We start from the raw sequence: 14,728 nt of genomic DNA on the forward strand, positions 1-14,728 counted from the left end.
ACTGATACTGGCTATAAACAATCTTTAAGTTCAGCCATTGAATCAATCACCAAGTCTGGATTGGCATTTTGAATATCCTCGCCGTGATTGTACCCATACGACATACAAATAACTTCAAATCCAGCAGCACGTGAGGCGACTACATCACTGATTGAATCACCAAGCATTAAGCAATCTTGTGGATTGATGTTAAAAAATTCAGCACTGTGTAATAGTGGCAACGGGTCTGGCTTTTTCTTTACCAAGGTATCACCAGAAACCACCAACCCAAAATAATCAAAAATACCCAAATCTTTCAAAATTGGCAAGGTGAATTGTTCAGCCTTATTGGTTACGCAACCTAGTATATAACCTTGTTGTTTTAGATAATCCAAACCCTCTTTTACACCACTATATAAACATGAACGCACAGAAGTATTAACGCTATATAGTTCTAAAAAAATTGGATAGGCTTTGTCAAAATCTTGTTTATTAACGCTGGCTTCAAGCTCGCCAGTCAGTGACCTTTCTACTAGTTTTGGTACGCCATTACCAACCCAATGACGCACCTTGGCCTCGCCCCATGGCGCTCTATTCATCGCTTTCATCAATTCATCAACACAATAAGCCAAATCTGGAACACTATCAACCAAGGTTCCATCTACATCAATCATAATTAATTTTGGGTTAAAATTTTTCATTGTCATCCTTGTATTTTTTAACAACACTATTTTGGTAGAATATACATTATTATGTTCTTCAAACATTCATTATGCAAAACTCACTCATCGGTTTTATCGGCGCTGGCAACATGGCACATGCTATCATTTCTGGGCTTATTAACAATGGTACTAAGCACAATCAAATCAAAATTAGTGACACCAATGAGGCGTTATTATCCCTTCGAAAGGTTGAATTTAACCTTGAGGTTTTTACGGATAATACCAAACTCGCAACACAGTGTAACGTTATTGTTCTTGCTGTTAAACCACAGGCATTATCTAGTATTTGTAAAGACTTAAAAGACAAACTTACAACCAACACGCTCATTATATCCATTGCTGCAGGCGTTAGATCACGTGATATTGAGCGCTGGCTAGGTGATAGCCAAGCCATTGTACGCACAATGCCCAACACACCTGCCTTACTCAACCAAGGTATCACAGGTTTATTTGCTAATAAGCAAGTATCAAGCAAGCAAAAATCCTTAGCAGAGAACATACTCAACTCTGTGGGCAAATGCTTATGGGTAGACGATGAAGGTTTGCTGGATGCAATCACGGCAGTTTCTGGCAGTGGCCCTGCGTATTTTTTCTTAATGCTTGAATCGATGACTAAAGCTGGTGCGGCATTAGGGCTGGATGAGGTAGTGGCACAAAAATTAAGCATTCAAACTGCATTGGGCGCAAGTATGATGGCAAGCAGCTCTAAGGATTCGCCCCAACAACTTCGCAATAAAGTCACCTCAAAAAATGGCACAACTCAAGCAGCAATTGAGTCTTTCCAAGATCAGGATTTTGAAGTGATTATTGCCCATGCAATGCGTGCTGCTTTTGATAGAGCAAATGAGATAGGTATAGAACTGGGTCGTGATGAGTGAATCATTAAACATCAAACTTAAACCCTCAAAAAGTTATTTTATTTTATCAACGCTGTTACATCTATTAACTTTGTTTACTGTTTGGCAGTACGCATTTAATTTATATACTAGTCTTGTTATTAGCTTATTGCGCATTGGTATTATTTGAGTAGGCAGATTTTATTACTAACAAACAATGCCATTAAAGAAATTAACCTTACCAAAGGCTCAATTAAAACAATAAATAACCACCATCAGACTCATAAATAACCTCAAACTTACTGTGCATATCAATCTAGATTTTTAGTGATAATCAACATCGGTAAACAGTCTCTAGTTATTTTTAAAGACTCTGTTACCAATCACTCATTATCACAACTCAATAGACTTTTAAATGTTAAGCGCTGAAGATACCCTTAAACTAAATGTTCTTATTGCCACCTCAATTGCAATTCGTATTGATACTTACAAATTGGTCGTGGTTGGACTCAATGCACAATTCAAAGAACAAGTGATTAATTTAAACCCAGTGGGTGATAGCGACGCCTATATTAAGGCAGTCAAAAAACTTCTGATTAACCAAATACTAGGTGCAACGGGTGGCTACCCGTCATATTTAAAACGCTGGTCAAGAATGGGGCAAGTGGCATCATCAAACCTTGCATCATTACTCAAACTGGGTGAAGTTGAAGCAGTTGTAGCGGTGTCAAATGCAACCAACCTTGATAAAGATTTACTAAAACTAGCTTGGTGGTGCGCCACCAATACTGACAATCAAGCCGAAATTGGGCGTTTCTTACTTACCAAAGGCTTATGTATTAATACCGAAGTTGGCAAAGATATTGCCCACTATTTACTAGAGTTTTTGCCATTTACACAGGATGTAGAACAATTAATTGATACTACCAATTTGATATTACAAAAAGATTTGATTAACAAAGAAGAAAAGGCTAAATTATGGAAACAAGGCCAAAGGAAAACAGCAATTTTAGTTGGTTTTATTGAGCGCATGAAAAACAATCTACCCAGGAAAATTGACATAATTCCGCTTGATTTCAAACATCAAGATCTGCAAATCGTTTCTAGCGAACAGGCGCAATTACTACTAGCAACTTTAATTCACATCTTAAAAAAAATCAACCAAGAAACTATTTTGTATCGCACATTGGACGTGCTTGGACGATATCTATCTCACCCCTTAATGACTTGTAAAGAATCTATTGACGATATTATTAATCAAGCCAATGTCATCACTCGTGATATTAAAGATGAAAAAGAAAAACTCTTTGCTAGAATGTTATTAGCAGGCGTGAGTGAACGCTTAGTCGTCAGCACCATTTCAGCGCACAATTTAACAGGCTCTGCCATTCGTAAAAAACTTATCAACGTATTAGAGCCTATTCAAAAAGCCTTAAACATATTAACCACCCCATAACAACTACATATTGGCAATGGCTGCTAATGAGGCAGTTTCAGTTCTTAATACTCTTGAGCCTAATAGCAAACTTTGAGCGCCTTACACATTTGCATTTGCAATTTCTTGGTTACTCAATCCACCTTCTGGTCCGATAATAATAGTTACTTGATTTAACCTTGTTCATTTCTAATAATGAGTGCTTAGCACGATGCTGGAGCACAAACCCCCATCGCCAAACTCAGTGTTAATAAAATCCTCAAAATTCATTGCTGGTGCTAAACTTGGCACGATAGATCTACCTGATTGTTCGCAAGCAACAATGATGATGATTTTTTTGCCAATACGCCATACGCTTTTGTAATTTTTCGCCTTTGAGTCGAACCACGCAGCGCTCACTAAAAATAGGCATGATTTTATTCACCCCCAATTCAACCGATTTCTGCATTAAAAAATCCATCTTTTCACCTTTGGCAATACCTTGAACCAAAGTAATGTCCAATCTAGACTCAGACGTATTTTGAGTGCAAGTGTGCACTTCAACCTCTCAATATTTTTTTACTTGCACAAGTGTGGCTAAATAGTTCTTGCCATCACCATTAAATAAAGTAATCTCTTAACCTTATGGAAAACGTAATAATTTTTCTAAATGGCGTGATACATATTCATCAAGCATTAATTTCTCATTAATTTTCAAGGGGGATTTTGCTACAATCGTACGTGTTTCATGGTATCTTTGTGCGTAATAAATAGTGAATAGAAATGTTCATACAATTAAGCCATATTTGATAAAAAATGATACATCAAAAAAGACGACACGCACTGCTAAACCAGCTTGACGGCAATGCAATTGTTATTATTAGTACCAATCCTGAGCAAAATCGCTCTGGTGATGTTAATTATCCTTTCCGCGCACATAGTGATTTTTACTATCTAACTGGCTTCCAAGAACCTGAGGCTCTGGCAGTTTTTTCTAAAGACAACTACACAATATTTTTACGCCCTAAAGACAAAACACGTGAAATTTGGGATGGAAAACGTTTAGGAGTTGATGATGCACCCCATGTCTTAAAATCAAATCATGCTTTTTCTATAGATTTATTAAAAGAAAAATTACTCCAAATAATCCTTAATAATCAAATTTATTTTGATGCTAAAACTTGCCAATTAGACAACAACATTGCACGCCTTTTATCAAACCATCAATTGAAATCACTTGCCCCAACTTTGCATGAGATGCGCCTTATTAAAGACAAACTTGAGATAAGCGCCATGCAAAAAGCTGCTAATATTTCAATCAAAGCGCACCAATTAGCAATGCAAGCAATCCAGCCCAATATGTTTGAATTTGAAGTGCAAAGTATTTTTGATGGACACTTTACCAAAAATAATGCCCAACATGCCTACACACCTATTGTTGCAGGGGGCGAAAATGCTTGTGTACTACACTACATAGAAAATAATAAAAAACTCAATAAAGGTGACTTGGTTTTAATTGACGCTGGCGCTGAAGTAGATTGCTACGCCTCAGACATCACCCGAACTTTTCCAGTTAGCAGTCAATTTTCCCGTGCACAGAAACAAATTTATCAAATTGTGCTTGATGCTCAAATCAATGCCATCAATGCCATCAAACCCGGTGTAAAAATTAATGAGCCCCACAAAGTTGCCACCAATACAATCGAACAAGGTTTAATTAACCTTGGTATATTGAAGACTGGTGGTGACTTATCACAGTTTTATATGCATGGCACAGGGCACTGGCTTGGTCTTGATGTACATGACGTGGGTCAGTACAAAAAAGACGCTCATCACAGAAAATTTGCAGCTGGCATGATAACCACTGTCGAACCCGGCATTTATATTCGTAAGGATGATAAAATTAATCCAATTTATCACAATATTGGCATCAGAATTGAAGACGATGTGTTAGTAACTACATCAGGAAATACAGTACTAACCAAATCCCTCGCTAAAGAAATCAACGACATTGAGTCACTTATGAGCCAATAACACTATGAACATACAACAAGCCATTAAACAAATTATTAAAAAACAAGGCCTTAGTGAAAATGAAATGCACGCCGTGATGAATGACATTATGACAGGCAAAACCACTGATGCGCAAATTGGTGGTTTTTTGGTTGGCCTTGCGATAAAGGGTGAAAGTATTGATGAAATTACCGCCGCTGCCAAAATAATGCGCTCTTTGGTCAGAGGTGTCGCCATTAAAAACACCAAACACTTAGTAGACACTTGTGGCACAGGTGGTGATGGACTGGGGCTGTTTAACATCTCCACTGCGTGTGCCTTTGTTGTAGCTACTGCTGGCGGGTCAGTTGCTAAACATAGTAATAGTAGTGTTTCTTCAAAATCAGGCAGTGCTGATGTCTTAAAGGCAGCAGGTGTTAATCTTGATATGAGTGTTGAAAAAATTAGCAAATGTATTGAAAAAATTGGCGTCGGGTTTATGTTTGCGCCTTTTCATCATGCTGCCATGAAACACGCCATTGGACCGCGCAAAGACCTTGCCATTAGAACTATTTTTAATGTCCTAGGTCCATTAACCAACCCTGCCAAAGCACCTAATCAGGTCATGGGTGTCTACGCTCAATCTTTAGTTGAACCCATTGCTCATGTTTTAAAAAATTTAGGTGCTAAACATATCATGGTTGTGCATTCTAAAGATGGTTTAGATGAAATTTCAATTGCTGATGACACGTTTGTGGCCGAATTGAAAGATGGTCAAGTTAGCGCTTACACCATCAACCCTGCTGATTTTGGTTTGCCACTGGGTGACTTAAATGATATTAAAGCCAACAATGCAGATGACTCATTAGCACTGATTCAACAAGCACTTGATGGTAAAGATGGTGTGGCTAAAAATATTATTGCACTTAATTCAGGTGCGGCTATTTATGTGTGCGGGCTTTCAAATTCATTACAAAAGGGTGTTAATAAAGCACTTAACATTTTAAACAGCGGTGCAGCCCATCAAAAGTTGGATGATTTTGTCCGTGAATCAACAGGTTGTTAATATAGGGTTTTATGATGAATAAAGAAGCTAACCTCATTTGGATTGATTTAGAGATGACAGGGCTTATACCTGAAAAAGATGTCATTATTGAAATTGCCACTATTGTTACTAATGCACAACTTCATATTATTGCACAAGGCCCTTCTTTAACCATTCATCAAAACGATGAAATTCTAAATAATATGGATCAGTGGAATACCGAACACCATACCAGTTCTGGACTACTTAGACACGTCAGAGAAAGCAACCTTTCTTGCAAAGAAGCAGAAGCCCAAACCTTAGAATTTTTAGAAAAATATGTTAACAAAGGCGCCTCACCAATGTGTGGTAATACCATTTGTCAAGATAGACGTTTTTTATACAATTACATGCCAACACTGGAGCAATTTTTTCACTACCGTCATATTGATGTTTCTACCCTTAAAGAGTTAATTATACGCTGGAAGCCTAATGCAAAAATGGTATTTGAAAAAGACTCTGCGCATTTGGCGCTTTCTGATATCCAAGACTCAATTAATGAGTTAAAACACTACCGAAACGTTTTTATTAATGTCTAGCACTTGGCTTGCCCCTGCAAAAATTAACTTATTTTTGCACATTAACAACAAAAGAGAGGATGGTTATCATAATTTGCAAACCATTTTTCAGCTACTTGATTATTACGATGAGTTAAAATTTTCTATCACCAATGATAGTGTTATTAAACGTATTAGTGGTAATGAAGATGTAGAGCAAAGCCAAGATTTAATCGTTAAAGCAGCCAAAGCACTTCAACAACACACTGGCGCAACACTGGGTGCTAATCTCTCAATCGTTAAAAATATTCCAATGGGTGGTGGTTTAGGTGGTGGCTCTTCAGATGCAGCAACTACGTTAGTGGCACTTAATCAACTTTGGGATACAAAATTAACCCAAGTACAACTGATGAAATTGGGGTTAAGTCTAGGCGTAGATGTACCCGTATTTATCTTTGCTCAAAGCGCTTGGGCGGAAGGTATGGGAGAGATTCTAAGTCCTGTTAAGACGCCTAGTCATTATTTTTTGGTGGTCTTTATTAACAAACATACTTCAACTAAAGAAATTTTTTCTCATTATGCATTGACAATGAGCAAACCTCAAGGGAAAATGGCCAAGTTCTTTGAACTTGCAAACACTCACAATGATTGCTTGCAAGCGGCCATAGAATTAGAAGCAGAAATTGGTATTGCGCTGGAATATCTTAACACACGTGCTAATTATATTGGGCAAGCTAGAATGAGTGGCACAGGTAGTTGTGTTTTTAATGAATTCTTAACTGAGAAAGATGCCTTGGTAGCGGCTAAAAAAGTGCCAAAAAAATGGATGAGTTTTGTATCGCGTGCAATCAATACTTCTCCGATTCACAGTTGGGCTGTCGCCAAGCGGTAAGGCAACGGGTTTTGATCCCGTCATGCGCAGGTTCAAATCCTGCCAGCCCAGCCAACTTCTTTTTATGTCTTGTCTTCTTATCGGCGTATAATTCGGCCACTTTAATAGTATTGATTAATCCTTTATGCCTCTTAACAAGATTAAAATTTTTAGCGGTAATGCTAATCCCGAACTTTCTGGCGAAATTATCTTTAGTTTAAACATTATACAAGGCAAGGCACTTGTAGGTAGATTTAGTGATGGCGAATCCCAAGTTGAAATATTAGAGAATGTACGTGGTTGTGATGTGTTTATCATTCAACCTACTTGTGGACCTTCTCCGGCTGAAACTCTAATGGAGCTTTTAGTTATTGTTGATGCGCTTAAGCGCTCATCAGCAGCACGAATTACCGCTGTTGTGCCTTATTTTGGCTATTCAAGACAAGATCGCAGATCACGCTTAACGCGTGTACCCATCACAGCAAAACTTGCTGCAAAAATGGTTGAATCTGCAGGTGTCGATCGAATATTAACCGTTGATTTACACGCAGACCAAATTCAAGGCTTTTTCAACATCCCAATTGATAATATTTATGCCCAACCCGTTCTAATTGAAGACATCCTATCTAAAAATTACCAAGACATCGTCGTTGTATCTCCTGATGTAGGCGGCGTAGTAAGGGCACGTGCCGCTGCAAAGCGCTTAAATGATGCAGACCTTGCCATTATTGACAAACGACGCCCAGCACCCAACATGGTTAAAATTATGAATGTTATTGGCGATGTTGAAGGTAGAACTTGCATTTTGATTGATGACATGGTTGATACCGCTGGCACACTTTGCCAAGCCGCTAGTGTTTTGAAACAACGGGGCGCTAAAGAAGTAGTGGCCTATGCGACCCATGCAGTACTTTCTGGTAATGCAATTAACAACATCAACAGTTCTGAACTGAATGAATTAGTAACAACTAATACCATTCCACTTAATGTTGATGCTGCCAACTGCTCTAAAATTAGGCAATTATCCATTGCACCAACAATGGCTGAGGTTATCAAACGAATTAGCGAAGAGCAATCTATTAGTACTATTTTTACATAATAGTCAGGTAAAAAAACACCACAGCACAAGGCTATGATTTTTAACTGATAACTTTGGGTATAATCCATCCTTTGGTTTGTCAAACGCATTAACTTTAATTTATGAAATCCACAACTAAAGCACACAAGCAAGCACTACAAAAACTCATCATGGTTGGTAAAGAGAAAGGCTACTTAACCTACTCTGAAATTAATGACATCCTACCAGAAGACTTATTAACCCAAGAGCAAGTAGAGCCCATTGTTACGATTCTTGAAGAGTTGGATATTACCGTTTCTGATACCGTGCCGGATGCAGATACCCTAGTAGTTGAATCTGGTGCTAAAGCACAATCAACGTCAGCAGAGGCAGCAATAGCAGCACTTGCAGCACTGGATTCAGAATTTGGCAGAACGACAGACCCAGTTAGGATGTACATGCGTGAAATGGGCGTTGTTGATTTACTAGAGCAAGAAGATGAAATCCGCATTGCTAAAGAAATTGAAGCTGGCGTGTTTGAAATCATGCAAAGCATTACTTTATATCCTGTGATTACTGACTTTTTCTTCAAAGCACATACCCGCCTAGAAGAAGGAAAATGTAAGATGACCGATGTTATTATTGGCTATCAAGGTGACGCAGAAGACTTTGCTGCAAAAAAAGCCGCTTTTGATGCAGGCGAGTTTGATGACGATGAAGAATATGAAGACATGGAAGAAATGGAATACACAGGACCCGATGAAAATCAGGTGTATAACCGTTTTGAAACCGTATCAAAATACTCCGAAACTTACAACAAGGCCAACGAAAAACTTGGCTTTCGTCATAAAAAAACAATTGAAGCACGTCAACAATTATCCAAAAGTTTGTCAGACTTGCGCCTAGCACCCAAACTGGTTAATGCCATGATAGAGGTTACTTGTGGTCGCGTGGATCAAGTTAAAAAACAAGAAAAAACTATTCAAAATGCCTGCTTAGATGCGGGCATGGATCGATTACATTTTTTCGAATCATTTTCTAACAATGAAACCAATTTTGACTGGCTTAGCACCATTAAACTAGATGAGAAAACTAAGGAAAAACTAAAGGTCAGTAAAAATGAGATTTATTATGCACAAAAAAATCTTCAACAATTTGAAGAGGAGATGCAACTCACTATTGCTGAACTCAAAGCATTAAACAAAATGTATCGCCGTGGCGATCGTCGTGCTAAAAAAGCCAAATCACAAATGATTGAAGCAAACCTTAGGTTGGTGATTTCAATTGCAAAAAAATATGCCAACCGAGGATTGCAATTCTTAGATTTAATCCAAGAAGGTAATGTTGGCTTAATGAAAGCGGTTGATAAATTTGAATATCGTCGCGGTTACAAGTTTTCTACTTACGCCACTTGGTGGATTCGTCAGGCCATTACTCGCTCTATTGCAGACCAAGCAAGAACTATCCGTATTCCAGTTCACATGATTGAGACCATTAATAAACTTAATCGTGTACGCCGCCAACTCTTGCAAAAGTTTGGCCGCGAGGCTTCTCCTGAAGAATTAGCAATTGAAATGGAACTACCAGAATACAAAATCATCAAAATTCTAAAAATTGCTAAAGAGCCGCTATCAATGGAAACCCCAGTTGGTGACGATGAGGACTCTAATATCGGTGATTTTATTGAAGACACTAACCTATCTTCACCCGTTGAGATAACCACCAAGGAAAGCTTAAGAGAAACCACAAGTGAGCTACTTTCTAACTTATCGCCTCGCGAGGCTAAAGTATTAAAAATGCGTTTTGGTATTGATATGAATACTGATCACACTTTAGAAGAAGTTGGTCGTCAATTTGATGTCACTCGCGAGCGCATTCGTCAGATTGAGGCTAAAGCACTACGCAAGTTAAGACATCCTTCTCGTGCGCATAAATTACAAAGCTTTCTGGAATAATCCTTTAGGGCCTATAGCTCAGTTGGTTAGAGCAATCGACTCATAATCGATTGGTCCTTGGTTCAAGTCCAAGTAGGCCCACCATTTTCATCAAAACTTATCATATCCAATGAGGTGATAATATAACCATGTTTGATTTGCTCATACCGCCACTAATTAGGCTAACCACTCAAGTTGGTGATATGATTATGTCACTTTATAAAAGTGGGCTTGATATTAAAATCAAATCAGATGAAACGCCACTGACCATTGCTGATAAAAACGCACACGAACTGATTATTGAATCACTCTCAAAACTCACACCAAATACACCCATTATTTCAGAAGAATCTGAAATAATTGAATTTTCTGAACGCTCTAAATGGCATGAATACTGGTTAATTGACCCGCTTGACGGCACACGTGACTTTCTTGAGCAGACAGGTGAGTTTTGTATTTGTATTGCCTATGTTAAACAACACAGGCCAATATTTGGCATGATTTATGCACCATTAAGCAAAACACACTATTATACAACAGATGCAAACAAAGCGTTCAAACAGCAAGAAGATGCTATTCAACCATTAAATGTACGCACTAACCATCACCCTTTAAAAATTGTCATTGGCCATTGGTCGTCACACAACGAACAATTGCAAAACCATTTAGGAAAATGCAGTACTTATGAAGTGTCTCAACTGGGTAGTGCGCTAAAATTTTGTGCTATTGCAGAAGGTAAATATGACTATTACCCAAGATTTGGTCCTTGCTCTGAATGGGATACTGCTGCTGGAGTATGCATTTTACAAGGTGCAGGTGGCAGTGTTGTTAGCCAAGATGGAAAACCTCTAAGTTACAATACTAAAGATGATTTAACCAGCCCAATTTTCTTTGCCTCAAACAAATCTTAAAGACAAATCTATTGCCTGAATATTCTTAGTGATACTGCCTGTAGAAATAAAATCAACGCCAGTATTAGCCACTGCCACAATGGTGTTTTCATTGATATTACCAGAAGCTTCTAAGGGTAATTTACCTTCGGCCATGTCAACTGCTTGTATTAAATCACTGATGGAAAAATTATCACACAATGCTCGGGTTACACCACTAAGTGTGAGCACTTCTTGTAATTGGATTAAGTTTTCCACTTCAACAATTAAAGGAAGATCTGGGCGTTGCTCTATTGCTAATTTAACTGCCAAGGTGATTGAGCCTGAAGCAATAATATGATTTTCTTTCAGCATGATACAATCATACAAACCCATACGATGGTTAACACCGCCGCCGCATTTTACTGCGTATTTTTGCGCCAATCTTAATCCGGGAATGGTTTTTCTAGTGTCTAGCAATTGTGCATTGGTGTGATTAATTTTACTCACTAAATCATGAGTTTTTGTCGCCACAGAACTTAGCATCTGTAAAAAGTTAAGCGCCACCCTTTCAGCACTAATAATAGCCTTGGAAGCACCCACTAAAAAACACAAAACCTGCCCTGAGGCAATGCACTCGCCATCTTTAACTTTCCAATCTAGTTTGATTTTATCATCAAGTGATAAAAATGCACTCTGTGCATATTCTATGCCACAAATAATACTGGATTCTCTTGATATAATCTCAGCTGTGATTGTTTTATCTAACAACAAATCAGCAGAAACATCACCAGTACCAAAGTCCTCAGCTAATGCCAGTGCCACACTATTAAGAATGTATTTATTCGTTAATAAATTCATAAATAATACGTGCTGACTCATCACTAGCATCCAAATCTAACTGTTGATGAATTGCATTAAACTCTTTGATCAATACTTTATTCTCACAACTCATGATTACCATAGCATGTTTAGCAATATTATTACCATTAGCATTATTTTGAATCAATTCTGGCACTAAATTTTTATTGGCAATTATATTTGGTAGACTAATATATTTGCTTTTAACCAGTCTTGAAGCAATAAAATAACTAAAACTAGACAATTTATAAACAACCACCATAGGTACACCAACCAACGCCAATTCTAACGCCGCAGTGCCTGATGCAACCAATGCCAAATCTGTATTTAACATATGTGCATGTGCACGCCCAAGAGAAATCTCAACTGGCATATTCCCCACCTGAGTAGTTGCCCAATCTAATAACTCATCATTCGCTAAAGCCAAGTGAAAGATTAGCGCTGGGTCTTGTATGGACATTATTTTAGCCGCCAGTAGCATCTCAGGCAGTAACAGCTTAATTTCACTTTGCCTAGAACCCGGCATTAGAAGAATATTTTTTGTCTTAATATGCGGCTTTCTAGGTCGCAAACTTTGTGCTAAAGGATGCCCAACAAATAGCGCTCTTTGATTATGCGTTTGATAAAAATCCACTTCAAATGGAAATAAGCACAGCACCAAATCTGTTGATTTTTTAATTTTTTTAACCCGAGATTGGCGCCAAGCCCAAACCGAAGGCGAAATAAAATGCACGGTTTTTACGCCTTGAGATTTAAGCTTTCTCTCAATTACAAAATTAAAATCTGGCGCATCAACACCAATAAAAACATCGGGCTTTTGATTAGAAAAATAGACAATAATAAATTTTCGCAAACGCAATAAAGACGGCAATTTTTTTAAAACTTCACTAAAACCCATCACATTGACTTGCTTTTGATCCCAGTGTTTTATACATCCAGCAGCCGTCATTTTATCCCCAGCCAAGCCTTCAATACTGACATTGGGGTTTTGTTTTTTTAAGGATTGAACTAACTTGGAAGCAATTAGGTCGCCTGAAGTTTCCGCCGCGCTAATTGCAATCCTCATTAGACTCTTACTTTCTTGGAAGAATAATTTGTGGCTCTTCATCAAAACCGCGGTAAATTACCACAATATTGCCAATTACTTGTACCAAGTGAGCATTAGAAGTATCAATAATTTTATCAATTATTTTTTGCTTTCCCTCTCTCTCATCAATACGTATTTTAATTTTTAGTAATTCATGCTTTTCCATGGTTACCTTAAGTTCTGCCAAAACAGACTCACTTAGTCCGTGTTGTCCTACCATTACAATAGGTTTTAGACTGTGGCCTTTTAATCTAAGAAATTTTTTTTGATTGTTGGTTAATTTAGTCATTAATCATATATTCTTTGTTAAATAAATCTTGAATGGTTTCACGTTCTCGCACTAGAGTGTGTTGATTGCCTGATACCATCACTTCCGCCACTTTAGGGCGAGAGTTATAATTTGAGCTCATGGTAAAGCCATAAGCACCAGCAGACATAAGTGCTAAATAGTCCCCTTCAGATAAGGAAAGTTTTCTATTTTTAGCTAAAAAATCACCTGTTTCACAAATGGGCCCTACCAAATCCCAATTGGCATTAACGCCCTTAGTATTTTCATTAATAGGCAATACTTGGTGATAAGCTTGATAAAAGGCAGGACGTAATAAATCATTCATTGCGCCATCAATAATTGCAAATGACTTATCTGAATTTTGCTTTAAAAATTCAACTTTGGTAATAAATATACCAGCATTGCCAACAACTGCCCGACCTGGCTCTAAAATAATTTTTAAATCACCCACTTTGTCAAGAATTGAGGCAATATAAGCATTAATATCAATCGTTTGTTCGTTGTCATACTTAATGCCAACACCACCACCTAAATCCAAATGAGTGATACGAATATTAATCTTATCAAGTTTGGCAACCAATTCAAGCACTTTATCAAGTGCGTCTAAAAAAGGAGACACTTCTATTATTTGTGAACCAATATGGTAATCCAGCCCTTTGACGGTTAAATAAGGTGAATCATGTGCCATTTGATAAATAGGAACAGCATCATCAATATCAACACCAAACTTATTTTCTTTAAGTCCTGTCGAAATATACGGGTGTGTTTTTGCATCAACATTAGGATTAACACGTAGCGAAATTGGTGCTTGCACGTTCATATCTTTTGCCACCTGCTCAATGCGATTCATCTCCGCCATGGACTCAACATTAAAGCAAAAAATACCTACTTCTAAAGCGTGTTTAATTTCAGCCTTTGTTTTCGCCACACCTGAAAATACACAGCGGGATGCATCTACTCCAGCAAATAAAACGCGCTCTAATTCACCAATAGACACAATATCAAAACCCGAACCTATTTTAGACAGAACATTAAGCACTGCTAAATTAGAATTGGCTTTAACTGCGTAGCAAACCAAATGTGGATGTGTACCAAATGCTTGGTCAAATTCATACCAGTTATTCTCAATATCAGTGCGAGAATAGACATAAAGTGGCGATCCATAAGTCTCCATCAAATCTGTAATATTGACAGATTCAGCATGTAGTATGTGATTTTGATAAGAAAAACCCAAGG

General features: G+C 37.8%; 15 protein-coding genes, 2 tRNA genes and 1 pseudogene. 11 read left to right on the forward strand and 7 right to left on the reverse strand.

Annotated features, from left to right (window positions below):
- Positions 1-11 precede the first annotated feature (11 nt).
- The gene (locus CVPH_RS08155; protein WP_201341250.1) at positions 12-680 is read right to left on the reverse strand and encodes a phosphoglycolate phosphatase; all 669 of its coding nucleotides are present in this window, start codon (positions 678-680) and stop codon (positions 12-14) included.
- A gap of 71 nt (positions 681-751) precedes the next feature.
- On the opposite strand from CVPH_RS08155, the gene proC reads away from it, so the two are divergent.
- Complete coding sequence (gene proC / locus CVPH_RS08160) at positions 752-1,579, forward strand: pyrroline-5-carboxylate reductase (RefSeq protein ID WP_201341251.1); 828 nt, start codon at positions 752-754, stop codon at positions 1,577-1,579.
- Positions 1,580-1,952: 373 nt separating this feature from the next.
- Positions 1,953-2,993: a hypothetical protein gene (locus tag CVPH_RS08165; protein ID WP_201341252.1), complete on the forward strand. Its 1,041-nt coding sequence runs from the start codon at positions 1,953-1,955 to the stop codon at positions 2,991-2,993.
- 3 nt (positions 2,994-2,996) lie between these two features.
- Here CVPH_RS08165 and CVPH_RS11055 read toward each other — a convergent pair.
- Both CVPH_RS11055 and CVPH_RS10310 read right to left on the reverse strand, forming a co-directional pair.
- Positions 2,997-3,242: pseudogene (locus CVPH_RS11055) on the reverse strand (RsmE family RNA methyltransferase).
- A 28-nt stretch (positions 3,243-3,270) separates the two neighbouring features.
- A complete protein-coding gene (locus CVPH_RS10310; protein ID WP_225879687.1) occupies positions 3,271-3,510 on the reverse strand; it encodes an RsmE family RNA methyltransferase in 240 nt (79 codons plus the stop codon).
- A gap of 257 nt (positions 3,511-3,767) precedes the next feature.
- Here CVPH_RS10310 and CVPH_RS08175 point away from each other — a divergent pair, with 257 nt between their 5' ends.
- The 9 genes from CVPH_RS08175 to cysQ all read left to right on the forward strand — a co-directional run bounded on the left by CVPH_RS08175 (position 3,768) and on the right by cysQ (position 11,297).
- Positions 3,768-4,985, forward strand: coding sequence for an aminopeptidase P N-terminal domain-containing protein (locus CVPH_RS08175; RefSeq protein WP_201341253.1), 1,218 nt, complete (start codon positions 3,768-3,770; stop codon positions 4,983-4,985).
- A 4-nt stretch (positions 4,986-4,989) separates the two neighbouring features.
- Positions 4,990-6,009 carry an anthranilate phosphoribosyltransferase gene (gene trpD, locus CVPH_RS08180; protein ID WP_201341254.1) on the forward strand — a complete coding sequence of 340 codons (1,020 nt, stop codon included), beginning with the start codon at positions 4,990-4,992 and terminating at the stop codon, positions 6,007-6,009.
- A gap of 14 nt (positions 6,010-6,023) precedes the next feature.
- Complete coding sequence (orn, locus tag CVPH_RS08185; RefSeq protein ID WP_201342462.1) at positions 6,024-6,566, forward strand: oligoribonuclease; 543 nt, start codon at positions 6,024-6,026, stop codon at positions 6,564-6,566.
- A complete protein-coding gene (gene ispE, locus CVPH_RS08190) occupies positions 6,559-7,416 on the forward strand; it encodes a 4-(cytidine 5'-diphospho)-2-C-methyl-D-erythritol kinase (protein WP_201341255.1) in 858 nt (285 codons plus the stop codon). Before orn ends, ispE begins: the two co-directional genes overlap by 8 nt.
- Positions 7,396-7,470: transfer RNA gene (locus CVPH_RS08195), tRNA-Gln, on the forward strand. The genes ispE and CVPH_RS08195 overlap by 21 nt, the downstream gene beginning before the upstream one ends.
- A gap of 70 nt (positions 7,471-7,540) precedes the next feature.
- Positions 7,541-8,494: a ribose-phosphate pyrophosphokinase gene (locus CVPH_RS08200; RefSeq protein WP_201341256.1), complete on the forward strand. Its 954-nt coding sequence runs from the start codon at positions 7,541-7,543 to the stop codon at positions 8,492-8,494.
- A gap of 101 nt (positions 8,495-8,595) precedes the next feature.
- Entirely contained in the window at positions 8,596-10,407 is a 1,812-nt protein-coding gene (rpoD, locus tag CVPH_RS08205) for an RNA polymerase sigma factor RpoD (RefSeq protein WP_201341257.1), read from the forward strand.
- Between the two features lie 7 nt (positions 10,408-10,414).
- A tRNA-Ile gene (locus CVPH_RS08210) sits at positions 10,415-10,491 on the forward strand.
- 44 nt (positions 10,492-10,535) lie between these two features.
- The gene (gene cysQ / locus CVPH_RS08215; RefSeq protein WP_201341258.1) at positions 10,536-11,297 is read left to right on the forward strand and encodes a 3'(2'),5'-bisphosphate nucleotidase CysQ; all 762 of its coding nucleotides are present in this window, start codon (positions 10,536-10,538) and stop codon (positions 11,295-11,297) included.
- Here cysQ and nadC read toward each other — a convergent pair.
- The 4 genes from nadC to lysA are packed head-to-tail and all read right to left on the reverse strand — an operon-like array spanning position 11,283 to position 14,726.
- A complete protein-coding gene (gene nadC / locus CVPH_RS08220) occupies positions 11,283-12,137 on the reverse strand; it encodes a carboxylating nicotinate-nucleotide diphosphorylase (protein ID WP_225879688.1) in 855 nt (284 codons plus the stop codon). The genes cysQ and nadC overlap by 15 nt on opposite strands.
- Entirely contained in the window at positions 12,097-13,182 is a 1,086-nt protein-coding gene (gene lpxB, locus CVPH_RS08225; RefSeq protein WP_201341260.1) for a lipid-A-disaccharide synthase, read from the reverse strand. The genes nadC and lpxB overlap by 41 nt, the downstream gene beginning before the upstream one ends.
- A 7-nt stretch (positions 13,183-13,189) precedes the next feature.
- A complete protein-coding gene (gene yhbY, locus CVPH_RS08230) occupies positions 13,190-13,492 on the reverse strand; it encodes a ribosome assembly RNA-binding protein YhbY (RefSeq protein WP_201341261.1) in 303 nt (100 codons plus the stop codon).
- Entirely contained in the window at positions 13,485-14,726 is a 1,242-nt protein-coding gene (gene lysA / locus CVPH_RS08235; RefSeq protein WP_201341262.1) for a diaminopimelate decarboxylase, read from the reverse strand. The genes yhbY and lysA overlap by 8 nt, the downstream gene beginning before the upstream one ends.
- Positions 14,727-14,728: the final 2 nt, after the last annotated feature.

It is taken from the genome of Abyssogena phaseoliformis symbiont OG214 (genome assembly GCF_016592595.1).
GTDB lineage: Bacteria > Pseudomonadota > Gammaproteobacteria > PS1 > Pseudothioglobaceae > Ruthia.